13 protein-coding genes and 1 tRNA gene are annotated in these 24,512 nt (G+C 50.2%); 11 read left to right on the plus strand and 3 right to left on the minus strand.

Annotated features, from left to right (window positions below; all coding sequences use genetic code 11):
- The first annotated feature begins 77 nt into the window (after positions 1-77).
- From ACYVK4_RS12830 to ACYVK4_RS12840, 3 genes are all read left to right on the plus strand, one after another.
- Positions 78-2,435 carry a DUF349 domain-containing protein gene (locus ACYVK4_RS12830; protein WP_461127912.1) on the plus strand — a complete coding sequence of 786 codons (2,358 nt, stop codon included), beginning with the start codon at positions 78-80 and terminating at the stop codon, positions 2,433-2,435.
- A gap of 287 nt (positions 2,436-2,722) precedes the next feature.
- A tRNA-Thr gene (locus ACYVK4_RS12835) sits at positions 2,723-2,806 on the plus strand.
- 159 nt (positions 2,807-2,965) lie between these two features.
- Positions 2,966-4,210: a multidrug effflux MFS transporter gene (locus ACYVK4_RS12840; RefSeq protein WP_461127913.1), complete on the plus strand. Its 1,245-nt coding sequence runs from the start codon at positions 2,966-2,968 to the stop codon at positions 4,208-4,210.
- Here the strand turns inward: ACYVK4_RS12840 and ACYVK4_RS12845 are convergent.
- Entirely contained in the window at positions 4,205-4,828 is a 624-nt protein-coding gene (locus tag ACYVK4_RS12845) for a laminin B domain-containing protein (protein ID WP_461127914.1), read from the minus strand. The genes ACYVK4_RS12840 and ACYVK4_RS12845 overlap by 6 nt on opposite strands.
- 1,732 nt (positions 4,829-6,560) lie before the next feature.
- On the opposite strand from ACYVK4_RS12845, the gene ACYVK4_RS12850 reads away from it, so the two are divergent.
- Together ACYVK4_RS12850 and ACYVK4_RS12855 are read left to right on the plus strand one after the other, a co-directional pair.
- Complete coding sequence (locus tag ACYVK4_RS12850) at positions 6,561-10,205, plus strand: MBG domain-containing protein (protein WP_461127915.1); 3,645 nt, start codon at positions 6,561-6,563, stop codon at positions 10,203-10,205.
- 656 nt (positions 10,206-10,861) lie between these two features.
- Entirely contained in the window at positions 10,862-11,833 is a 972-nt protein-coding gene (locus ACYVK4_RS12855) for a T9SS type A sorting domain-containing protein (RefSeq protein WP_461127916.1), read from the plus strand.
- A 681-nt stretch (positions 11,834-12,514) separates the two neighbouring features.
- Here ACYVK4_RS12855 and ACYVK4_RS12860 read toward each other — a convergent pair.
- A complete protein-coding gene (locus tag ACYVK4_RS12860; protein ID WP_461127917.1) occupies positions 12,515-14,995 on the minus strand; it encodes a helix-turn-helix domain-containing protein in 2,481 nt (826 codons plus the stop codon).
- A gap of 80 nt (positions 14,996-15,075) precedes the next feature.
- Complete coding sequence (locus ACYVK4_RS12865) at positions 15,076-15,498, minus strand: EamA family transporter (RefSeq protein WP_461127918.1); 423 nt, start codon at positions 15,496-15,498, stop codon at positions 15,076-15,078.
- Positions 15,499-15,645: 147 nt separating this feature from the next.
- On the opposite strand from ACYVK4_RS12865, the gene ACYVK4_RS12870 reads away from it, so the two are divergent.
- The 6 genes from ACYVK4_RS12870 (at position 15,646) to ACYVK4_RS12895 (ending at position 24,443) form a co-directional block, all read left to right on the plus strand.
- Positions 15,646-18,165, plus strand: a complete 2,520-nt coding sequence (locus ACYVK4_RS12870) for a phosphocholine-specific phospholipase C (RefSeq protein WP_461127919.1) — start codon at positions 15,646-15,648, stop codon at positions 18,163-18,165.
- 78 nt (positions 18,166-18,243) lie between these two features.
- On the plus strand, positions 18,244-19,584 hold the full coding sequence (gene eat / locus ACYVK4_RS12875) for an ethanolamine permease (RefSeq protein WP_461127920.1): 1,341 nt from the start codon (positions 18,244-18,246) through the stop codon (positions 19,582-19,584).
- A gap of 25 nt (positions 19,585-19,609) precedes the next feature.
- Complete coding sequence (locus ACYVK4_RS12880) at positions 19,610-20,989, plus strand: ethanolamine ammonia-lyase subunit EutB (protein WP_461127921.1); 1,380 nt, start codon at positions 19,610-19,612, stop codon at positions 20,987-20,989.
- Between the two features lie 33 nt (positions 20,990-21,022).
- Positions 21,023-21,802, plus strand: a complete 780-nt coding sequence (gene eutC / locus ACYVK4_RS12885) for an ethanolamine ammonia-lyase subunit EutC (RefSeq protein WP_461127922.1) — start codon at positions 21,023-21,025, stop codon at positions 21,800-21,802.
- A 150-nt stretch (positions 21,803-21,952) separates the two neighbouring features.
- Positions 21,953-22,975 (plus strand): Smr/MutS family protein, encoded by a 1,023-nt coding sequence (locus ACYVK4_RS12890; protein WP_461127923.1) that lies wholly within the window; start codon positions 21,953-21,955, stop codon positions 22,973-22,975.
- A 172-nt stretch (positions 22,976-23,147) separates the two neighbouring features.
- Positions 23,148-24,443, plus strand: coding sequence for a DUF4403 family protein (locus tag ACYVK4_RS12895; protein WP_461127924.1), 1,296 nt, complete (start codon positions 23,148-23,150; stop codon positions 24,441-24,443).
- Positions 24,444-24,512 lie beyond the last annotated feature (69 nt).

Genomic DNA, 24,512 nt, shown 5'->3' on the forward strand with positions numbered 1-24,512 from the left:
TGGCTTTTCCATGACTGTGCTACAAGAAAATCCGCATATTGTCGTACTTTTGCAAAAGTAATCGGTACGTTCCCAACATGGCAAACCAAGAACAGGAAATTAACCAGCAGCCAGAAAACCAAAATCAGGTTACTGACGCGCTGGCAGTCAATACCCCCGACGATATCTCTCCCGCATCGGAAGCATCGGAAACGTCATCTACTCCGGAATCAACGGCCGAAGTTTCTGACGCGTCGACGCCCGAAACCGCTGATGCCGCTGCCGCACCTGTTGCGACTTCGGAAGAGACGCAGCCCGAAGCGATGGATACGATCGAAACAAACGAGCCAACAGCCGAATCACCGGTTGTGGACCCAACTCCGGGGATAGCCCCCGTAGAGGCTATCGCTGTGTCTCAAGAGCCAGCCCAGGGTGAAGCCGATACGCCCGAGTCAACACCAGTTGCCGACCCTGCCGGGGAAGAGCCTGTTGCTGAAACAGCCGTGCCTGAACCCGTCGAATCCGAGCCTGTTGCCGAAGCGCCTGCCGCTGAATCAACTTCGGAAGCCGTCGATAGCGCCGAAATAACAGCTCAATACGCTGATATTCAGGAGCAGGAAGACGAGCCCGTTGCTCAGGCGTCGGTCGACTATAGCCAGTTCACCAAACAGGATTTCGTCAATCTGCTCGAAACCCAGATGGCCGCTACCAGCCTCGCATCCGTTACACCCGGCGACTTCAAGAAGGCCGACCAGGTATTAAAAGATGTGAAGCCGCTGTTCGACCAGATGAAGCGGGCCGAGCGGGAAGCTGCGCTGCAGGCGTATGTAGCCGAGTCGGGTGCTGAAGAAGGCTTTGATTATAAATATGACGATGCCGTTCAGCGGTTCGACGAATTATACAAGCTCATCAAGAGTCAGAAGAACACGTATTTCCAGAATCTGGATAAAGCGAAAGACAGCAACTTTGCCTCCAAGACGGAGCTGCTGACCCGCCTGCGTGAACTGGTGGAAACCGACGAGAACAATGCCGGTGATCCAAAGGTGAGCTGGAACGAGTTCAAGAAAATACAGGACGAGTGGAAGGCTGCCGGGAACATGAACTCCCCGCATAATGCCACCCTTTGGGCTACCTACCATGCCCTGGTGGATCGGTATTACAGCAACCGGAATATTTATTTTGAATTAAAAGAGCTCGACCGCAAGCGAAATACGTCCCTTAAAACGGAAGTGATCGAAAAAGTTGAAGCCATGGCCAAAGCCGCTGAGGAGTCGCCCGTGACTCGGCAGACCATCGACGAAGCCAACGCTCTCTTTGAAGAATATAAACACATTGGCCCAGCCCCCAAGGCTGAGCAGGAAGTGCTATGGGGTCGCATGAAAGCCGCTCTCGATGTGCTGTACGACAAACGTCGGGGACAGACCAACGAACAGCGGAAAGAATCGGCTCAGCTTTATGAAGAGAAATCAGCGATCTATGAGGAGCTGGTACCCATCACGTCTTTTGCGTCAAACAGCATCAACGACTGGAACGACAAGACGAAGGCTGTTATGGCCCTTCAGGATCGGTGGAACGCTATTAAAGGGCCAATGCCTCGCGAAGAAGGCAAAGAGCTAAGCAAGAAATTCTGGGCAGCGCTGAAAACATTCTTCCATAACAAAGGTGAGTTCTTCCGCCAGCTCGAAAGCAAGCGCGAAGAGAATCTGCGGGCTAAAACCGAACTCTGCGAACAGGTAGAAGCTATCCTGGCCGCCGGTGAAGAGTCGCCCGAGATCACCCAGACGGTAATTGAATTGCAGCGCCAGTGGAAAAATATCGGTCAGGTGCCCGAAAAACAGAAGAACACCATCTTCGACCGGTTCAAAGCGGCCTGCGATGCGTTCTTCAACAAAAAACGCTCGAAGAATCAGGAAACCGAACGCGAATTTGAAGGCAATCTGGCCAGCAAAATCGCTCTCATCGAACGGATCGAAGCTGCTGCCACCGCTAACGCAGACCTATCTCAATTGAACGAGTTCAAGAAAGAGTGGAACAGCATTGGGTTTGTGCCGAAAAAAGACATGCAGACGACCCAGAAACGCTACATCAACGCGGTTAACGCACTGGTTGGGGCAACGGGTAAAATTCCGGCCAAAGATAAAGAGCGGATCATGCTGCAAAGCGAAGCCGAAGCCACCCGCCCAGGCGGCCGTGGTGATCGGAGCGACCGGGGTGATCGCGGTGATTACAACCGGGGCAATCGCGACGGGGGTAACCCGGATAATAAGCGCGAAAGCGATATCCGCCGGCGTATCACGACCATTGAGAATGACATTGCCACCTATCGCAATAATATTGAGTTTTTTGCCCGTTCGAAGAACGCGGATAAACTTCGGGCCGACATCGATAGAAAGATCGCGGATGCCGAAAAACAACTGGACGATCTTCGTCATCAGTTACGGGTAGCGCAGGCTTAGAATTTTAAACGTAAAGACCCAAGGGATAAGCACAAAGGCCGCAAATGAGATACTCATTGCAACCTTTACGCTTGTCCCTTGCGCTTTTTTCAATCTAAGAATAATCATTTTCATTTCTTAACGCAAAGGCGCAAGAGGCAGGTACTAAGCACGTAACGAATACATTTCTTTGCGCCATTGCGTTTAAAAATAGCTTTTACGTTTAAAAAAATACGTCATCCCTTGCATTGAAAGGCTGAAAATCCTACTTTTGCATCACGATTCAGAAACGGATCAAATAAGGAGTCGCCAGTGTCGGATAGCGGTCGATTCCGCCTGATTTGTAATCAGGATGCGCAAGCGCGTCGGGGGTTCGAATCCCTCCACTGGCTCACTTAAAATCAAAAATTCAAAAGCCGCCTTCAGAAATGTTGGCGGCTTTTTTGTTGCCAAGGCAATCTCTCCCTCCCTTAAAAAAGGAGAGGCCATATGTAATGAAAACCTAATGCCAAACCGCCCCTAACCGGACTTACAACCAATACCATTCTTCAATGACGCGCAGTCGACGCCTTTCGCTAATTCTAATCCTGGGGTCCATGACCGCTCTTGGTCCTTTTTCCATCGATATGTATCTGCCGGGTTTTCCGGCTATCGCTGATGACCTCCACACCTCCGTGCCGCAGGTAGCCCTCTCGCTGTCAAGTTTTTTTATTGGTATTTCTGCGGGGCAACTTTTATACGGGCCGCTGCTTGACCGGTTTGGGCGCAAAAATCCGCTTTATGTTGGGCTGAGTGTCTTTATTCTTACCTCCATCGGCTGCATTTTCGTGACGCAGATCGACTGGCTGATCGCGTTGCGGTTTTTGCAGGCTATCGGGAGCTGTGCCGCTGGCGTGGCGGCTGTGGCGATGGTGCGCGATCTGTTTCCTGTCAATGAGAACGCTAAGGTTTTTGCTCTGCTCATGCTGGTACTGGGTCTATCGCCCCTGCTGGCCCCCACGCTGGGTGGTTACGTCACAGCGGCTTTTGGCTGGCAGTCGGTGTTCATGATTCTGGCGGGCATGGGCGTGCTACTGCTGCTGGCCACCCGCTTTGGTTTGCCCAACGGGTACCAGCCAGACACGACCCTATCTCTTAAACCATTGCCCATACTGACCAATTTCCTGGCCGTCCTGCGCGTTCGCCAGTTCTCGACCTATGCCTTCACCGGAGCCGTATCCTTTGCGGGTCTGTTCGCCTACGTAGCCGATTCACCCCTGGTGTTCATGGACATTTTCAAGGTGAGCGGACAGGTCTACGGATGGATTTTTGCCGGCCTGTCCATCGGACTCATTGGAGCCAGTCAGGTAAACAGTGTACTGCTCCGTACTTACCGAAGTGAGCAGCTGATTTTCGTGGCCCTGCTCTGTCAGGTGGGGATCACACTGACTTTTCTGGCGCTCACGGCCTTGGGTTGGCTGGGATTGGTGGGCACGCTGGTCATGCTGTTTGCCTTTTTATGCTGCCTCGGCATCGGTAGTCCCAATACGGGTGCCTTATCGCTCGCGCCCTTCACCAAAAATGCGGGAAGTGCGTCGGCGCTGATGGGAGCTTCCCAGATGGGGATGGGTGCTCTGGCATCCGTAAGTGTAAGTCTGCTAAATAACCATACCGCCTTACCAATGGTAAGTATAATGGCGGCAACTTCTCTATTGGCTTTGTTGATTCTGGTTGTCGGTCGCAGGAGTATCAAACAGCAGGCAAGTCAATCCGACGCAGTACCTATAGAAAAAGCAAATAGACGTCCGTTACTATAGCGAAACATTATCCAATCCACCAATATCGGGACCGGCCCGGAATTCACCCCGGATGTGAAGTGCTTTAAGATTTTTCAATACCGCTTGTATATCTGCCTGGGTAGCTTTGGTTTTTCCTTTTTTCCAGCCCTGGCATTCATCTAGCTTAACGGCATAATGTGTCCAGGTTGTTTTAGGGTGATCAGGTGTGTTGAATGTTAGCGTAGTCAGGCTATCCGTAAGAATGAGATCGGCAAAATGCACCTGGTCGTCGGTAGCCGATTGTTTTAAGTCAAAACTCAGCGTACGACCATAGCTAAATTTAGCCTCATTGATAAAGCGGGTAGGGGCAACAAAATACCAGGCATTTTCTCCCGTGTCAATACCTTCTAAATAACCATCCGGATTTCCTCCTGTTGAGCTATACCGTGATTTCCCGCCTTTACTAACCTCCCAGTCCTCATTGTCTTTTTCAAAGCCACTAAAGCTTGGAGATGGGATTGTTGTAATGCCAAAGTTTGAGCACCCTACCGTTAAATGAACAAGCAGTAATGCTAACACACAAATTCTGACATAATCAAACTTTATGAATTGGTAGCAGGTCAGAAAGTACCATAATATTTGTATTACAGATTTCACATTTTATATAAGATGAATACTAGTAGTTTGTTAAAATATTCACTTGTTCAATAAAATTAAAACTTATGTTTTTAAAAAAATGAAAATGACAATAAAAGTTCAAATATTTTACTGATAGTGTTAAAAACTGTAGGGCTAAGTTGTTAGGGTTATCCTAATGAGCGACACCCTTATATTACCTTCTGTAGCAACCGTAAAACTTGCCTTAATTGATGTTAAGTCTATTTTGAATTTTATTAATCAACTCCCTTTTTATATTAAAAATTAGTACATCTCTATTTCCTGAAAGACTTGAATAGATTATAAATAAATGAAGAACCAGGCAATCGAGATGTTCATATAAGCTACAAGAAAATGCTTCTACGAATCACATAAAATTGCAGTACTGTAGTTTGTAATTGACGTATTAAAAACAGATCTCTATTAAAAAATTTTAATCTTATTTTAATGAAACTTAAAACATATATAAATTTACAATAAATATATAAATAATGATTAAGGGTAACTATAGGGATTAATGTATTAAAATAGAATTATATATAAATAACATTAATCTGAAAGTATAAACACAAATTAATATAGTAATTTATAAGTATAGCCTATGGAAAAAATAGTATCTTAAAAGGTAAAGGATATAAATATATATTTGTGCTATCATATTTCTGAAATCATATTTTTTAGTTAAAGAATTCTATATTTCAGCCACATACACACCATGAAACACAATCTACCTCCCCTGAAATGTAATTACTCGAAATTACATGTGTTGTTATCTCTCCCGGAATTAAAATAAAGTTTTAGCAGAAAAACCTGCTAAAACTTCCCTGTTGGCTTACCCTCGTTTTCACAGGGGCCGAACAGCCATGCCTGAGCTTTTGTAACTACAGCTCAAAAATTCTGAGGTTTTCTGCATTTAAATGAGCAAAGTTAAACCCGCCTTTTAAGCCATCTCCGTATCTGTTCACCATAGGTTCAGTAAAGTTAATACGAGTAAAGTTTGTCAATTCACCCTAAATACAATAAACGATTACATATGAAACACCTTGACTTTTTTAAGAGCTTCTGGCTTCTGACTTTTTTAACACTAATAAATTTCTGGAGTGCACCTGTATGGGCTGAAGTAGTTCCTGCAAGCATTTCGGTGGGAGCTCAAAGTGGAGCAGCAATAATGGGAACGGCCACAACTGTGGAGTTCCCTTTAACAATTGCTCGCAATACGAGTGGAGCTGGGGGGTCATCGGCCTTTAATGTAACTATCTCAGTAGGCTCTCTACCAACAGGGGTCAGTTTTACAGGACCGGCTACAATTCCTTATCCGTCAGGAAATACCACACTGACTGTTAATCTTACATTAACAGTAAGCTCAACTGCAGCCCCGGTGACAGCAAATCAATTCACTGTCAATGCAAGCGCGATACCACAGAATGGGAGTACTCCTGTAACTGTGTCGGGAAATGGTTCTCTGACGATTAGTGCCAGTAAGGCTAATCAGACAATCACTTTCGGAACGATTCCAGCAAAAACATATGGTAACGCGCCCTTTACTTTAAGTGCTTCAGCTACTTCTAATTTACCCGTTACATTTAGCGTTGTCAATGGACCAGCTACTATTTCAGGGAATACTCTTACAATAACGGGGGCCGGAACGGTACAAGTGAGAGCTTCACAATCGGGGAATCCCAGCTTTAATCCAGCCTCTGATGTAGATCAAAGTTTCCTAGTTAACAAAGCGGTGGCAACGGTAAACGTAGTGGGTTACACCGGTACGTATGACGCACAGGCCCATGGGGCTACAGGCACCGCTAAAGGAGTGGGTGATGTAAATCTGAATAGTTCACTTAACTTGGGCGCTACCTACACCGATGCACCGGGCGGCACAGCCAGCTGGAGTTTCGCTGGTGGCACCAACTACACTGACCAGAGTGGTTCAGTGAACATTGTGATCAACAAAGCGGTAGCGACGGTAGAGGTATCGGGTTATACGGGTACGTATGACGCACAGGCCCATGGGGCCACCGGCACCGCCAAAGGGGTGGGTGATGTAAACCTGATCAGTTCCCTTAACTTGGGTACTACATTCACTGATGCACCAGGTGGCACAGCCAACTGGACGTTTACGGGGGGCACCAACTACACTGACCAGAGTGGTTCGGTGAACATTGTGATCAACAAAGCGGTGGCAACGGTAGAGGTAACGGGTTACACGGGTACGTATGACGCACAAGTCCATGGGGCCACCGGCACCGCTAAAGGGGTGGGGGATGTAAACCTGATCAGTTCCCTTAGCTTTGGCAGCACCTACACCGATGCACCAGGTGGTACAGCCAACTGGATGTTTACGGGGGGCACCAACTACACTGACCAGAGTGGTTCGGTGAACATTGTCATCAACAAGGCGGTAGCAACGGTAAACGTAACGGGTTACACGGGTACGTATGATGCACAGGCCCATGGGGCCACCGGCACCGCCAAAGGGGTGGGTGATGTAAACTTGACCAGTTCCCTCAGCTTTGGGAACACTTATACCGATGCACCGGGTGGCACAGCCAACTGGAGTTTCGCTGGCGGCACCAACTACACTGACCAGAGTGGTTCAGTGAACATTGTGATCAACAAAGCGGTAGCGACGGTAGAGGTAACGGGTTACACCGGTACGTATGACGCACAGGCCCATGGGGCCACCGGCACCGCTAAAGGGGTGGGTGATGTAAACCTGATCAGTTCCCTTAACTTGGGTACTACATTCACCGATGCACCGGGTGGCACAGCCAGTTGGAGTTTCGCTGGTGGCACCAACTACACCGATCAGAGTGGTTCAGTGAACATTGTGATCAACAAAGCGGTGGCAACGGTAGAGGTAACGGGTTACACGGGTACGTATGACGCACAGGCCCATGGGGCTACAGGCACCGCTAAAGGGGTGGGGGGTACTGATGTAGGTACGCTGTCACTGGGCGCTACCTACACCGATGCACCGGGTGGCACAGCCAGCTGGAGTTTCGCTGGCGGCACCAACTACACCGATCAGAGTGGTTCAGTGAACATTGTCATCAACAAAGCGGTGGCAACGGTAGAGGTAACGGGTTACACGGGTACGTATGATGCACAGGCCCATGGAGCCACCGGCACCGCTAAAGGGGTGGGGGGTACTGATGTAGGTACGCTGTCACTGGGCGCTACCTACACCGATGCACCGGGCGGCACAGCCAGTTGGAGTTTCGCTGGTGGCACCAACTACACTGACCAGAGTGGTTCAGTGAACATTGTCATCAACAAAGCGGTGGCAACGGTAGAGGTAACGGGTTACACGGGTACGTATGATGCACAGGCCCATGGAGCCACAGGCACCGCCAAAGGGGTGGGGGATGTAAACCTGATCAGTTCACTTAACTTGGGTACTACATTCACTGATGCACCAGGTGGCACAGCCAGCTGGACGTTTACGGGCGGCACCAACTACACTGACCAGAACGGTTCGGTTGCTATTGTGATCAACAAAGCGGTAGCAACGGTAGAGGTAACGGGTTACACCGGTACGTATAATGCACAGGCCCATGGAGCCACAGGCACCGCCAAAGGGGTGGGGGATGTAAACCTGATCAGTTCCCTTAGCTTTGGCAACACCTACACCAATGTGCCAGGTGGTACGGCTGACTGGACGTTTACGGGGGGTACCAATTACACTAACCAAAGTGGTTCTGTGAACATCGTGATCAACAAGGCAACGGCTAGTGTCACACCGACGGCAAAATCAAAAGTATATGGTACTAATGATCCCGTCTTAAATGGTTCGTTTGCTGGATTTGTAGGTAGTGATGGCATAACTGCCAGCTATAGCCGTCAGGCTGGTGAACTCGTAGGCAGCTATACAATCAGTGCTACTCTGAGTCCAACCGGCCCCCTTAGCAACTATAATATTACGTATAACACCGCTGAGTTAACCATTACTAAGGCCGTCCTGACAGTCACTGCTCAAGACAAATCGGTGCAGTACAGCGATATTATACCTGCTTATACTGCATCCTTTACTGGTTTTGTAGGAGTGGATAACGCTGGTAACGCTGTTAGTGGCTTACCTGCCTTCACGACAAATGCCAATGTTGGTGGTAATGGAGCGATGCTTAGCGGGCCTGGAGTTTATAGTATTGTTCCTGGTTTAGGAACACTGACTGCAGCAAACTACTCGTTCAGTTTTGTAAATGGGATTATGACTGTCACGAAAGAAAATTCTGATCTGAACTATTCAGGTGCTGAATTTTTCTCAACAGGCTCGTCGACATCTACCCAGGCAATAATTGCTCTCTCGTCGACGATTACTGATAAAAATGACGGTAATAACGGTGATGTTCGTAATGCCAAAATTGATATGACGGGCGTAACGGGTGGAACCAATCTCAGTGTTGGCTTGGTGAATCCGAACGACACACGGGTAGGTACCGCTACGTTGAGCAATATAAACGTCTCACTTAGTAGTAACGATCTGGCTAATGGAGGAAAAAGTTTAGAAGTGACAATGATTTCAAACGGATTCTACACATCAGATCAGTTAACGCAAGTTGTAACAATTGGTGTTCCAGGTGCCGACTTCGTAACGGGCGGGGGCAATCAGGTGATGGGTTCTTCTGTAAATGGCGAATTTGCCGGAACGCCGGGTGCCAAGATGAACTTTGGCTTTACCATGAAATATAATAAGAGTGGTAAAAACTTGCAGGGACAGATAACGACAATCTTCCGTCGTTATGAGACGATTGATGGTGTTGAAGGTTGGTATACGTATAAAATTAAAAGCAATGCCATCAACTCACTTGCTGTAACAACGGCCGGAGGGTATCGAAAAGGAGTGATTAGCACCAAAGCTAATTTGGATCGGACGAGCCCGTTAGGAGTGGTTACATCTCTGGGAGGCAATCACGATCTGGTCCTTGAAGCGTGGGAGTCTACCACAAACGGTGTTCCGCATCAGATTGGGGTAATACTACGTCGGAGCAATAATGGAGGGGGTGTTTTGTTCTGTAACAACTGGACAGGAACAACTTATGCTGTTGCGCCTATCAATGGTGGTAATATCAGAGTACTGAATAGCGCCGGTGCCCGGGTAGCTGCTGAAGAACCTGTTATGGAACTGGCCGTTGAGGCATCGCCAAACCCAACCAATGGCTTGCTGAAGTTGAGCGTAACGGGAGCCGGTGAACAGCCAACCGTTCAGGTGAGACTGTACAACCTGATGCAACGAGTAACACGTGAATGGACACTGGACATTGAGAACGGAAAAGGTGAAAAGACCATCGATATGCGCAGTGCAGAAGATGGAATCTATCTGTTGTCCGTAGAAGGTGACCAAAAACGGGCTGTTAAACGAGTAGTGAAAGCCAATTAAAATAGGCAAACAGCCCTAAATTTAACGTGAATAATGGCTAAATGCTGGTTAGCATTCGTTTAACTGAAGATCAGAATCCAGGCTAGATCAAAAAGATATAACCACAGAGGCACAAAGAACACAGAGGTTGATCAGGGAATAAAGTTTCCTGATCAACCTCTGTGTTCTTTGTGCCTCTGTGGTTATATCTTTTTGATCTAATCGCTGTATAACGTGGGTGATAACTGCGTATAAGCTAGATTTTAAGCTAATCAACCCATTATTCACGTTAAACTTATTTTTAGGATTGTTGATACAGGATTTCAAATTTTAGTTAAAATTCAACATTGTAGATATATTCGTCGAAAATTAACTACTTAGATTTGATTCTATGAAGTTAAGTTGAACAAGAGATTAATTAAGTAGCGTGTATATCTTACTAAATACTTAATTATGATTACTAAAAAGTTCGTAGTGGTTTTTAAATGTATTTGTATGTTAACTACTTACAGGAAAAAGAATAAAGAAATTCCTGAGTAAACGTGGGTTTAAAACACGTCTGCTGCTTGCTATCTGATCACAATAAACACCTTTTAATGATGTATGGGGGGCATCTTGTTGATTCTTTGTTGCTTTAAGTTTTTACCAAAAATCTCTTCACCAATTAATTCCTTCTTATGAAAAAAATTCTTCTTTTTCTGACACTTTGCTGTTTTAGCCAATGTTTTGCGCAACCGACAGACTGTGTAACGACAGCGAGTTATACCTTAACCTATCAATCCACTAGCGGAGGTAACTGTACATTTCTTTTTACACCCAGGGTAACTGTTGCCCAGTCCGGAGCTTCTGTTAAACTGGCACGTTATACATTCACCGCCGGTGCTACGTCGGTAAGTGTTTGCTATTCCGGTAATCCTGCTGCTGTTGTCAACTGTTCCGGGTCATTTACTGATTTGCCTAGTGGGACGAATTTGCTATTTCCAAGTGCTACGGTCGTTTTGCCATGTGGAAATGGAAGTGTAACGCTAACGGGTAGTACCTCTGGGCAGGGGACGAGCACCTGCACGACACAAAGTGTATTTAGTGGCCCACTTCCCGTTAAGCTATTATCGTTTACCGGTGAGTCGCGGCAGGAGGGAATCAAGTTGAGTTGGGCAACAGAATGGGAGTCACACAACGATGGGTTTGACATTCAGAAAAGCACAAATGCCCAATCATTTGAAGCTGTGGGCTCGGTAAAAGGTAACGCCACTACTGATAAATTGTCTACCTACGAATTTGTGGATAAAGACGTCCTGGCTGGCCAGTTGTATTACTATCGGTTGAAACAAAAAGATGTTGACGGAGCCGCAGATTACTCCCGAATAATAGCCGTCCGTCATACGCTTGGGACGGAGATGCCTGCTAAAGTATTTCCAAACGCCAATTCGGGTGGTAGTTTTATGCTATCTATGTTAGGTGCTCAATCAGCGTCCATCAACTTATATAATCAGGCGGGGCTCGAGATACCCGTACTTGTGTCAAAAACTGGTGATGCTAATCTGGTTTCTGTTTCTGCCAGAAATTCCTTGCCGAGTGGTATTTACATATTGAAGGCGTTGAGTGCCGATAAAGCCGTTCAGCAATCACTCAAGGTAATTGTGCAATAAAAAATGGCAGGAATAATTTTCCTCCGGAATTGATTAACTCCTTTATCTACTTGTGTAATGAATAAAATACCTGTCAGTAAAATGGTTTCTCGTCCTAAAAAGACATATAATACGCCCAAAGTGAACTTACTGGGTAACGTTAAAAAACTGACCTTAAAATCAGGTTCCGCAACCGACGGTTTCGGATCGTTTGCTTAAAGCTACTAAAAGTGCGAAGCGAAGATGTGTCTTCACTTCTTGGTTGGCAAGTAAGGCGATGCGCTATTTTTTTAGCGATCAATGATAATACGTAAAGGCTTGGTTAAAAATAATTTATCGTGATTCAGGAAGGTGATGATATTGGTCAAATCGCTACGATTGCAGCCATGCTGATAGCTAAAATGAGTCCGCTAAATGGCGTTTAACCAAGACATGTTTCAAAAAGATCGACCGTCCGGCTTAAACCGGACGGTCGATCTTTTTAAGTCTGAATAGAATAGTTAGTAGCAGTCATCGGAGGAAGCGAGCTTTTTTTAATGCCCGTTCACGGATCAAAAAAAGGATAGGGCGCTATTATAGGTGTTGCCGAATCGAACCTGCCAACTTGATTGCAAGGCTTGAACAGCTTACTGATAATTCAATTAGATACCTAATGGCTTCCTGTTTGCGCTTTATCGTATCGAATCATCAGTTGTGGTAGATTCACTCGTCACTTCCCACACCGGCTTCAGCCCGAAGCGCATACTGCACAAATCGGATGTCGCTAAAGGATATATCACTACCAAGACCTTGCCGCACTTCGTTGAGCGATTCTGCGGGGTAGGATTCAAGGTAGGCCCGGATGCTGGCGATTTTCTTTGGTGGCAAAAGGGTATCGACCGTCAACTCTCCTGTGCCGACATAGCGAACCAGATGGCTTTCGACCGTCGAAACCGCCAGGCTGCGTTCGGATGCGATCTCGGCAATGGACTTCCCCGACTGGAAAAAAGCCAGCGTAATGGCGGGGGAAAGCTCTTTGGGTGCTTTGGCCTCCTTCGGTGCTTTTGGTGTTTTTGCTTTAGGTGTAGACGACCCCGCGGAGCGTCCGGCCGGGTTCTCCTGAACAATGCGCAGAATCTCCGCGCCGATCTGCCGCACTTTAGTTTTACCGAAGCCTTTGATGGCCAAAAGCTCTGCCTCCGAAGTGGGCCGGACGCGCGCCAGTTCAACAATAGTCTTTTGCGGAAGTACCATGAAGCCTGAGGTATTGTGTTCGCCCGCCATGTCATTCCGCCATTTCATCAGGGCACCGTACAGCCCACCGCGTGAAGAACCGCCTTCTGAACCGGACGTTTCGGCCACCTGAGGTTCGTGTTTTTTGCGTTCAGGCACAAAGTCGAGTTCAGCGCGGTTACGGGCCTGCAAATAGGACAGCGCATTGAACCCATCCTGACAGCTCTCAAAACTGCGCAGTTTGCTGAACAGCTCTTTCTCCAGTTCGTCCAGCGCTTCGAGCAGAAGGTCACGCACTTTCTTGTTGTCGCAGTCTGTAGGAAAGCGATGGAGGAGGGGAAGCAGTTCGGCACCCATGAGCGCCTGGAAGTAGGTGCCTGCTTTGCGAACCCGTTCCTGAAGGGCAGGGTTGTGCTCCGGCAGGTTGTCGCTGGCGAAGTAACTCGGTAACTGCTGTTGAAAACGTCCAGATACATCGCTGGCTTTCTCGCGTAACCGGTTGGTAAGCTCCGTCAGGATAGGGGAACATTCGTCGTCTAAACTACCGGCATGTTCATTAACGACCCGGCGGCAGCGGTAGAGTAGGGAGTTGGCCCGCTCAAAAGAAAACAACTCGCGCAGGAGGTGCTGCTGGTTCGTGAGTTTAGCCTGGTGCAGGTGCTGCTCATTCGGTGTTTCCCGTTGCACCTGCTGATGAAAATCTTCCAGTTCGAGTTCCGATTTAATACTATGCGACGGAATGGGGGACCTCAGCACCAGCCCGTCGAGGGTTTTGCAACGGCTCAGGGCCACATAAACCTGCCCATGGGCAAAGGCAGACGACACGTCGAGGATGGCTTTCTCGAAGGTAAGCCCCTGGCTTTTGTGAACAGTAATCGCCCAGGCCAGCTTAAGGGGTATTTGCCGGAACGTACCAATCGGCTCACTCTTGATCTCTTTGGTGGTGGGGTCCAGTGTATATTTGATGTTGGTCCAATCAACGGGGTATACCACAATGTCTTCGCCATCCTGCTGGCTCCGAACGTAGATCGCCGACTCGTCCATATCGGTAATCCGCCCGATCTTGCCGTTATAATACAGTTTGTCGCGGGAGATGTCATTTTTGATGAACATTACCTGCGCGCCCACTTTCAGCTCCAGACTCGCTTCAGTGGGGTAGGTATGCGCCGGAAAGTCCCCTTCGATGGTAGCTGTAAACGTGCGGGGTTTCCCTTTCAGTGCCTGCAGCTTCTGGCTGTTGATCTGCTGAGCAGCCGTGTTGTGTGTCGAAAGGGTAATATAGCCTTCATCGTCGCCGGGTGCGAAGTCGGGAATGTACCGTTGGTTCAGGTTGTCGAGCTGAGCCCTGGTGACATTTTTCTCCCGGATACTGTTGAGCAGGCTGATAAACCGCTCGTCGGATTGCCGGTAGATGTGTGTCAGTTCAATGGGAACGTAGGATGTTTGCCGGAGGGCTTTGCTGCCGAAAAAATAGCCGGTATCGTAATAGGGTCGTAGCAACGCCCAGTCATCATCTTTAATAACCGGCGGAAGCTGCTGCATGTCGCCGATAAGCAACAGCTGCACACCGCCGAACGGGGCCGAACTGCTGCGGTATCGCCGGAGAACTTCATCGATGCCGTCGAGCACATCGCTTCGGACCATACTGATCTCGTCAATCACCAGCAGGTCGAGGGTGCGGAGTAAATTAATTTTTTCCTTGTTAAATTTCTTGCCTTCGCGTTGGGTGGTTCCCGGCGTTAAGGGGCCAAACGGTAGCTGGAACAAGGAGTGGATGGTGACCCCTCCTGCGTTAATAGCAGCTACACCCGTGGGCGCTACTACGGCAAGACGCTTGGCGCTCAGTTGCTTGATCTGCTGGAGAAAAGTGGTTTTTCCGGTGCCGGCTTTCCCCGTCAGGAAGATATTCTGATTGGTATGCAGGACAAAGTTATGGGCGAGGTCAAGCTTCTCGTTAACGGAAACGGTCATAAAAACGCACAGAGATTATAGACAAATATACTCGTTTTCCAGACGAGTAGTGACCGTTTTCGTCATCTTCTGGTGGGTATTTAATCCCGGGAGATCGCAATCATCACGGCACCAATCCCCATCAGCACCGCCCCGGCAATGACCTGCCAGCTGAGTTTCTCTTTCAAAAAAACGGCTGCGAGTACCACGGCAAACACCAGCGAAAAATTCGTGAGGGGCGACACCTGCGAGGCATTTCCCAGTTTCAGCGCTCTGAAGGATAACAGCGATGACACACAGGTAAGCACCCCCGCAGCCACGAGGTAGATCCAAACCTTTCGCTCGATCCGCGCTACATCGGGCAGGTTTCCCTGGCTGATCACAACCGTCCAGGACACGATCAGAATAAGTACCGACTGTACGGCGAAGGCCAGGCTGGAGTCGACATCTTTAATGCCTGCTTTTGATAAGGTAACCACCACGGAGGCCGACAGGGCAGCCAGTAGAGCAAAGAGAATCCACATAACGTTGAGGGAAAGGAATTGATATCCTTGTTAGTGTAAAGCGAAAAATGAAACAAAATGATTTAATAATCTGACAGAAAGGTATTTTGACCGGATCTCGTTTATTTTTGGCCTGTTAATCCGCGAACCCGTTCCATCACTATACCTATGGATTCCAGAAGGGACTTTCTCAAAAAAGCAGCGTTGTTGTCGACCGGCCTGTCAGGCGTGCTGCCTGAGTCGATTCAAAAAGCCTTTGCCATCAATCCCCCCGCCGGGACGACTTATCTGGATGCCGAGCATGTGGTGATCCTGATGCAGGAAAATCGTTCATTCGATCACACTTTCGGGGCGCTTCAGGGCGTTCGGGGCTTCAACGATCCCAGAGCCATGACGCTGCCTAATAAAAACAAAGTCTGGCTGCAGACCAACGCGGCCGGGGAAACCTATGCCCCCTTTCGGCTGAATATGCGCGATACGAAAGCCACCTGGATGAGTTCGCTACCCCACTCCTGGGAGAATCAGGTCGACGCCCTTAACGGGGGTAGACAGGACAAGTGGCTGGATGCCAAGAAGTCGGGCCGGAAAGAATACGCCGATATGCCCCTAACGCTGGGTTACTATAACCGCGACGACCTGCCTTTTTACTACGCGCTAGCCGACGCCTTTACCGTCTGTGATCAGAACTTCTGCTCGTCGCTCACGGGCACGACGCCCAACCGCCTGTTCTTCTGGACGGGCACCCTCCGCGACCCCCGCGACCCGAAGGCGATGGCCAACGTGCGCAACGAAAACGTCGATTACGGGGCTGAAGCGAGTTGGAAAACATTCCCCGAACGATTGGAGGAAAATGGCGTTTCCTGGAAGATCTACCAGAATGAGATCAGCCTGCCAACGGGCCTGGAAGGGGAGGCTGACGGCTGGCTGAGCAACTTTACCGACAACCCCATCGAGTGGTTTTCGCAATACCGGGTTCGGTTCCACCCCGCCTATTACCGGCATATCCAACAGGAAGCGAAAGCCCTTCCCCAACGGATAGAGGCCATCGACGCTAAACTCAAAACGCTTTCTGAAAGCGATACCGACTATGCCAAACTAAAGAAGCAACTGGCTGGCCAGCAGTCGTGGCAGAAAATTGTTCAGTCGGACCTGGTCAACTTCACGCCTGAAACGTTCAACCAACTGTCGCAGACGGAGAAAAACCTGCATCAAAAAGCCTTTACAACCAATATCGGTGATGCCGATTACCATGCACTGGCCACCCTGGTGTATGAAGATGGCAGCACCAAACGGACGATGCAGGTGCCGAAGGGCGATGTGCTGCACCAGTTCCGGCAGGATGTCAAAACGAAAAAACTACCGACGGTCTCCTGGGTGGTTGCCCCCGAAAATTTCTCCGATCACCCGTCGTCGCCCTGGTACGGCGCGTGGTACATCTCCGAAATGCTGGACATATTAACGCAGAATCCGGAGGTCTGGAAAAAGACGATCTTCGTACTGGCCTACGACGAGAACGATGGCTATTTCGACCATGTGCCGCCTTTTCTGCCCGCCCACCCCGATCAGCCGGAAACGGGGAAAGTCAGCCAGGGAATCGATACCCGTTCGGAGTTTGTGACGAACGAGCAGGAAGCAAAGCGAAAGAATGGCGGTCGGACGGGTCCGGTTGGCTTAGGGTTTCGGGTGCCGCTGCTGATTGTGTCGCCCTGGAGCCGGGGTGGCTATGTGAACTCGGAGGTCTTCGACCACACATCGACCCTGCAGTTTCTGGAGAATTTCGTGAGCCACAAAACAGGCAAAACGATCAAGGAAACGAATATCAACAGCTGGCGTCGGACGGTCTGTGGCAACCTGTCGTCGGTGTTCAGGCCCTATACCGGCGAGGCCATCAAATTGCCGAAACCGGTAGATAAGGCTGCTTTTATCGAAGGCATTCATAAAGCGCAGTTCAAAGCCGTGCCCACGAACTACAAGCGCTTGTCCGAAGCTGATGTGAAGCTATGTGCCGAAAATCCGGCGGAGTCACCGTATTTGCCCCGCCAGGAGGAGGGCGTTCGGCTGTCGTGCGCATTGCCCTATGAACTGCAGGTCGATGGCCGGGTGGCTAACCGGCAGCTGTCCCTGACACTGGCGGCTAAAAAGGAAGCCTTCGGTAAGCGATCGCTCGGGGCTCCTTTTCAGGTTCATCAGCGAACCGGGGGCGATCTGTCCATTCGTTCCTATACCGTGGCTGCCGGCGATGAACTTCGCGATGCCCTACCCATCTCCAACGATTATCAGGTCAGCGTATATGGCCCCAACGGATTTTTTCGGGAATTCAGCGGCAGTGCCAACAACCCGGCCATTGAGGTCGTGTGTACGTACGAAAAAGATCTGAGAAGAAGGCCGACGGGTAATGTGCTGGTGAAGCTAAGCAACACCGATGTGGCTAACACGTACTCGGTTCAGTTACAGGACAATGTGTATAACGCTAAAAAACAACGGGTTGTGCTGGCTAAAAAAGGGGAAGCCGGGGCACAGCAAACCGTGGTGCTTTCTTTGAAAGACAGTCATAACTGGTATGATTTCAGTGTCAGCGTAACGGGCTTTGACGATTTTGAGCAGCGGTATGCCGGTCGGGTCGAGACGGGGAAAGACGGTTTTACTGACCCTTTACTGGGAAAGGCGGGGGCACTGGCAAGCCGGTAACTGATAAATTCGTAAGTTGTACCCTGGAGTCGGGTTCTTAGCCCAAGACGGCCTGGATACAACTTACGAACGATACGGATGCCAAAAGATGCCCCAACACTCAAAAAAGCGTTGACGCCGGTTCATTTATGGGCTATTGGCGTTGGCCTGGTCATCTCCGGTGAATACTTTGGCTGGAACTACGGCTGGGGTGTTGCCGGAACGGTGGGCCTGCTCATCGCCACGCTGATCATTACGTTACTCTATTTTACGTTCATTTTCAGTTTTACCGAACTCACCACGGCTATTCCCAATGCGGGTGGGCCCTTTGCCTATGCCCTGCAGGCCTTCGGTCCTTTGGGCGCTTTGCTGGCGGGTTACGCTACCCTCATCGAGTTTCTGTTTGCTACTCCCGCCATTGCGCTGGCACTGGGCAGCTACATTCACTTTCTGTATCCAACGGTGCCGGTGGTCTGGAGTTCGGTTGGTTCGTTTGTCGTCTTTACGCTCATCAACCTGCTGGGCATCAAAGAAGCAGCCTGGTTTTCGCTGATCATGACCATCATCGCCATTGGCGAACTGCTGCTGTTCATCGGCGTGGTCTATCCGCACACAAGTTTTGATACCTTTTTGCATAACCCTATGCCCTTTGGCTGGTCGGGGGTGTTTGCGGCTTTGCCATTCGCCATCTGGCTTTTTGTATGCCTGGAGGGTATAGCTATGGTGGCCGAAGAGGTGAAAGACGGCAAGAATACCATTGCCAAAGGGTACATCTCCGCGGTGCTGACATTAACGTTTCTGGCCCTCACGGTCATGATCAGCGTGGGCGGCATTACCCAATGGGAAAACCTCGATCACCTGGATTACCCCATGCCCGAAGCCATTGCAATAGTGCTGGGGCGGCAAAATCCACTCACGAAATTCTTTGCCAGTGTGGGCCTCTTCGGGCTGATCGCGTCCTTTCACGGCATCATCATCAGTTACTCCCGCCAGATTTTCGCCCTCGCCCGGAGCGGCTACCTACCCTGTACTTTGGCGCAGGTCAGCCCAACGCGGAAAGTGCCGGTCTGGGCACTGCTGGCCGGGGCTGTGTTTGGCATCGTCGCGCTGCTGTCGCTGGATACCAGCAAACTGGTGATTCTTTCCACCATTGGGGCGGTGGTTGTCTACATCATCAGCATGCTGTCGTTGTTTCGGCTTCGGCAAACGCAGCCCGGCTTGCCGCGTTCCTTTAAAGCACCCTTGTACCCGTATTTTCCGGCGGTAGCCCTGCTGCTGGCTGTAGTTACCCTGTGTGCCATGATCTACTTTTACAGCTGGCTCAGTCTCCTGTTTTTCGGCGGACTGGTTCTGATCATGGGCGTCTTCTACCTTTCCGGGCGGTACGGAAAAATCAGGCAGGCCTGGGAGGAAGAAATGAGCGTGAAGGTAGTGGAATAGGGGAAAGACTGTAAACAAGCGAAAAATGGCCTATCCGTTTACTATTGGCAATTTCACATATCGGTTTGCCGACCTGAAAGAACTGCTGGCCAAAGCAAGTCCGCTGCGGTCGGGCGATGTGCTGGCAGGGCTGGTGGCCGATAGTTACGAAGAACGGGTTGCCGCGCAAATGGCGCTGGCCGATGTACCACTGTCGACGTTTCTGAACGAGGCTGTCATTCCTTACGAATCGGATGAGGTGACGCGCCTGATTATGGACGCGCACGACCGGGCTGCGTTTGCTCCGGTGAGCCATTTTACCGTTGGCGAACTGCGCGACTGGCTGTTGAGTGATGCCGCCAGTACGACGGCTCTGCAACAACTCGCCCCCGGTCTAACACCCGAAATGGTAGCCGCCGTGTCGAAGCTGATGCGGAACCAGGACTTAATTCTGGTTGCAAAAAAGTGCGAAGTGATTACCCGGTTTAGAAACACCCAGGGGCTGAGGGGTCATCTGTCGGTCAGGTTACAGCCCAATCACCCCACCGACGACGCCAAAGGGATAGCGGCCAGCCTGATCGACGGCCTGCTGTATGGGAGTGGCGATGCGATGATCGGCATAAACCCAGCCACCGACAGCCCGGCGGCAACCGCCCGTTTACTTTACATGCTCGACAGCCTGCGCGAACGGTTCGACATGCCAACCCAGAACTGCGTGCTGAGCCACATCACCACCACCCTGCAACTGATTGAACAGCAAGTGCCCGTTGATCTGGTTTTCCAGTCCATTGCCGGTACCGAAAAAGCAAACGCCAGTTTTGGGGTTTCGCTTTCGCTATTGCAGGAAGCCTATGAAGCGGGTCTTTCGCTTAACCGGGGTACGGTGGGTAACAATGTTATGTATTTTGAAACGGGGCAGGGGAGTGCCCTGTCGTCGGGTGGGCATCATCAGGTCGACCAGCAAACCTGCGAAGCCCGCGCCTATGCTGTCGCTCGCGCCTACCAGCCGTTTTTGGTGAACTCCGTGGTTGGGTTTATCGGCCCTGAGTATTTGTTCGACGGGAAACAGATCATCCGAGCCGGGCTGGAAGATCATTTTTGCGGCAAACTGCTGGGTTTACCCATGGGCATGGATATTTGCTACACCAATCACGCTCAGGCCGATCAGGACGATATGGATACCTTGCTCACGCTGCTGGGCGTGGCTGGTATCAACTTCATTATGGGGATTCCGGGTGCAGACGACATTATGCTTAACTACCAGTCGACCTCGTTTCACGATGCTCTCTACCTTCGGCGGGTACTGGGATTGCGGCCGGCTCCTGAGTTTGAAGAATGGCTCCTTCGGCAGGGAATCATGGATAGCATCGGAAACCGCCTGTCAGGTGGTCAACAAAAACAACTTCTTGCCGCCCTTTACCCATAACGCTATGCACCTGGCCCATTACCCCATTACCCGATGACAAAAACAGGTATTGAAACCGATGAGTGGGAGTCGCTGAAGCATTTTACCAATGCGCGGATTGCCTTGGGGAAAACCGGCGTCTCTGTGCCATTGAAAGAGTCTCTGCTGTTCAAATTGGCCCACGCCCATGCCAAAGACGCTGTTTATTCCCAACTGGATACGGACGCATTAACGACGACGTTAGCACAAACAGGTCTGCCAGTGTATAAATTGCGAAGCCAGGCGGCCAACCGCGACACTTACCTCCAGCGCCCTGATTTTGGTCGACAGTTGGCACCGGAGTCCGCCGAGCAGCTTCGACAGCTCGACAGCTCCCCGGCCGATATTAGCCTGATCATTGCGGATGGCCTTTCTGCTACGGCCATCATGAAAAACGCGGAACCTGTTGTTCATTTACTGGTCGAAAAAATACGGGAAGCGGGTTATTCGCTGGCTCCGCTGCTGGTGGTCGAACAGGGGCGTGTGGCTATTACCGATGCCATTGGTGAATGGCTCAAACCCCGCTTAGCCATCCTGTTCATTGGCGAGCGGCCGGGGCTCAGCTCATTCGACAGCATGGGCGCGTACATTACCTACGCTCCCCGACCCGGCCTGACCGATGAACGCCGGAACTGCATTTCGAACATCCGCGAACAGGGTTTATCCGCCACCCTAACCGTCGACAAGCTTATGTACCTGATCCAGTCGGCTTTTCGGCTGCAGCTGACCGGTGTGGCGTTGAAAGATAATAACGGTATTGAGGGGAGCGAAGAGCCACTGCGGCTGCCCGACTAGTACTGAGGACCTGCCTTTTGGGGAGACTGGAGACGGGATGTGAAATGATTTTAGCTGAAAAAGGAAGGGATTTTTGGTTAGATGCGTTATACTTTTGACGAGTCATTGTCAAAACAAGTCGTTGACACGTGACGTATAGCCATTGATTGTATGAATATAGGGGATAAAGTCCGGTTACTCCGGGCAAAAGAACAAGGAGTCGTGTCGCGTTTTCTGGCCGACGGCATGATTGAAATCGAGATTGAAGATGGTTTCCGCATTCCGGTAATGCGGTCGGAGCTGGTGCCGGTGTCGCCCCTGGAATTTGAACGACTGCTCAAAAGCAGCTCTTATGCCCCCCAGAAGACGGTAGAGCCCAAAGCCCCGGCCATTCTGTCGAATCAGGGAATCTATCTGGCCTTTATGCCCGTCAATGACCGGGAATACACGCTCCACCTGATTAATAATACCGACTGGGAATTTGCCTACGTGCTGGGCGAAGAATCGGCGGGGGCTGGGGGCGGAGTTCAGTTTCGGGGATTGCATAGTGGCTTGCTGAAGCCGAAGTCGCAACAGAAAATGAACGACATGTACACCCACGCTGCCTTCGAAAGCTGGCCTACGTTTGTGGTGCAGGGGCTTTGGTTCAGAGCCGGGAAATCCACCCTACGGGCACCGCTGGTAAAACGGTTCAAGGCACGTGCCACAACATTCTTCAAAAACAAAACAACGGCACCGGTGCTGAACCAGCCCGGTTTTATGACGCAGCTGGATGCCGAAAGTGAGCAGCCTCAGCCAGCAAGCCCGAGCAGTAACCGTGCTCAGCCGAAAACGATCCATCCCGATGAGCTAAGGGCCGAAATGCTCAAGTCAAAATCTGATTCGGAACGTGCCGTGTCCATCGAGCGCCCTACGGCCGTTGTCGATCTGCATATTGACGAACTCCTGCCCAAGGGAACGGGCAACCGCAATCCGGCAGAGTTGCTCAAACTGCAGCTGGATACCTTTGAGCGGACGCTTGAAAATGCCATTGCCAGCGGTATGAGCGACATTACGTTTATCCATGGCCTGGGCAGCGGCTCCCTGCGAACCGAACTTCACAAGCGTTTAGGCCAGCATCCGAACGTTAAATTTTTTGAAGACGCCCAGAAACAGAAGTTTGGTTATGGTGCCACCAAGGTTACGCTTAAATAAGGCTGAAATAGCGCAAGGCTCCGGCCTTGTGTCGACTATTCACCATCCGGGGAACCACCGTATTGCTCTGTGCCTTCTTAGTGTATTTCTGTGGCAAACGTTAATATCTTGTCAGCCATCCGGTAATCGACTGAATCCTAAAGCGCCTAAAGAAGTTTATAACACCACCCGAATGGAAGTGCAGAATGAACGTTTTTTATCAACGGCCCATGTTCCCGTTTCGATTGCGCTGGGCGATGTTGAACGACAGATCAATGCACAGGTCAGTGGTCTGATCTATGAGGATAACAGCCTCGACGATAACAATCATGACCAGTTCATGACGAAGGTCTGGAAGCGGGGCACCATCCTGGTCAATGCGCAGGATAGTCTTTTTCATTTTACGGTGCCCCTGCGTATCTGGGTCAAAGCGGGCGTGTCGGTGCTGGGCTTCACTCAATATAAAGAGACGGAATTTGAGATCGATCTGCGCTTTAAAACAAAGTTCGATCTCGATAAAGACTGGTCCGTCAACACGCATACCGAACCGGATGGGTACGGGTGGGTACGCCGACCGACGGTGAGTTTTGTTGGTGTGAATATCCCGATCACCAACCTCGTTGGCCGGATGATCGACAAAAACCTGGGCAGCATTACCAAAACACTCGATCAACAGGTGCGTCGGAATGTCGACCTGCGAACACCGGTTCTGAAAGCCTGGAATTTACTTCGGGAGCCGTATCTGCTATCGGAGAAGTACCGGACCTATTTGCAGGTCGTTCCCAAACGGGTACTGATTACACCCCTTCGTTTCGAGGGGCACGTTATCCGGTCGACCATTGGTATTGAAGGGTTTGCGTTGACCACGACGGGTGCTAAACCAGAGGTGAAACCCGCTGTGTCGCTGCCCGACCTCACGGTGGTGTCGCAGGTAAAGGATGATTTTCGGATCGGCCTGCTCAGCGAGGCCAGCTATTCCGAAGCCGCTAAACTGGCGGGCGATGAATTTATCGGGAAGTCGTTTTCGTTCAGCGATAACCGCTACTCCATCACCATCACCAGTATGGATATGTACGGCCAGAACGATAACCTGATCATTAAAGCGGGTTTGAAAGGAACCATCAACGGCGATATCTATTTGAGCGGGCGTCCCTACTACGACCCAGTCGAGCAAACAATTTCGCTGAAGGAGCTAAAATATGATCTGGATACCCGGAATATCCTGCAGCAATCGGCGAGTTGGTTATTGAAAGGGACCTTTGCCCGGACGCTAGAAAAGCAGCTGACGATACCCGTTGGCTCTCAGCTGGCCGATATGCAGAAGGTGTTGCAGGAAAGCCTTAAAAATAATCAGGTTGTAAAAGGAATCACGATCAACGGGCGTATCGACGAAATCAAACCGGATCAGGTATATCTGACGCCCACGGCTTTACTGGCTGTTGTAAATGCTCGTGGCCGAATCAATATAAAAGTCGAGGGGTTGCAGTAGGAGTGGTCCCGATTCAGAAGATTTACCCCAATAATGAAGCATCTGAAGCGGGCAAAGTTACGACTATCC

Source organism: Spirosoma aerophilum (genome assembly GCF_054782495.1).

Coding starts and splice junctions, on each gene's coding strand:
- ACYVK4_RS12865 (WP_461127918.1), bottom strand. CDS start 15,498: ATGTGGATTCTCTTTGCTCTACTGGCTGCCCTGTCGGCCTCCGTGGTG.
- ACYVK4_RS12830 (WP_461127912.1), top strand. CDS start 78: ATGGCAAACCAAGAACAGGAAATTAACCAGCAGCCAGAAAACCAAAAT.
- ACYVK4_RS12855 (WP_461127916.1), top strand. CDS start 10,862: ATGAAAAAAATTCTTCTTTTTCTGACACTTTGCTGTTTTAGCCAATGT.
- eutC (WP_461127922.1), top strand. CDS start 21,023: ATGACAAAAACAGGTATTGAAACCGATGAGTGGGAGTCGCTGAAGCAT.
- ACYVK4_RS12860 (WP_461127917.1), bottom strand. CDS start 14,995: ATGACCGTTTCCGTTAACGAGAAGCTTGACCTCGCCCATAACTTTGTC.
- ACYVK4_RS12840 (WP_461127913.1), top strand. CDS start 2,966: ATGACGCGCAGTCGACGCCTTTCGCTAATTCTAATCCTGGGGTCCATG.
- ACYVK4_RS12890 (WP_461127923.1), top strand. CDS start 21,953: ATGAATATAGGGGATAAAGTCCGGTTACTCCGGGCAAAAGAACAAGGA.
- ACYVK4_RS12880 (WP_461127921.1), top strand. CDS start 19,610: ATGGCCTATCCGTTTACTATTGGCAATTTCACATATCGGTTTGCCGAC.
- ACYVK4_RS12870 (WP_461127919.1), top strand. CDS start 15,646: ATGGATTCCAGAAGGGACTTTCTCAAAAAAGCAGCGTTGTTGTCGACC.
- ACYVK4_RS12895 (WP_461127924.1), top strand. CDS start 23,148: ATGGAAGTGCAGAATGAACGTTTTTTATCAACGGCCCATGTTCCCGTT.
- eat (WP_461127920.1), top strand. CDS start 18,244: ATGCCAAAAGATGCCCCAACACTCAAAAAAGCGTTGACGCCGGTTCAT.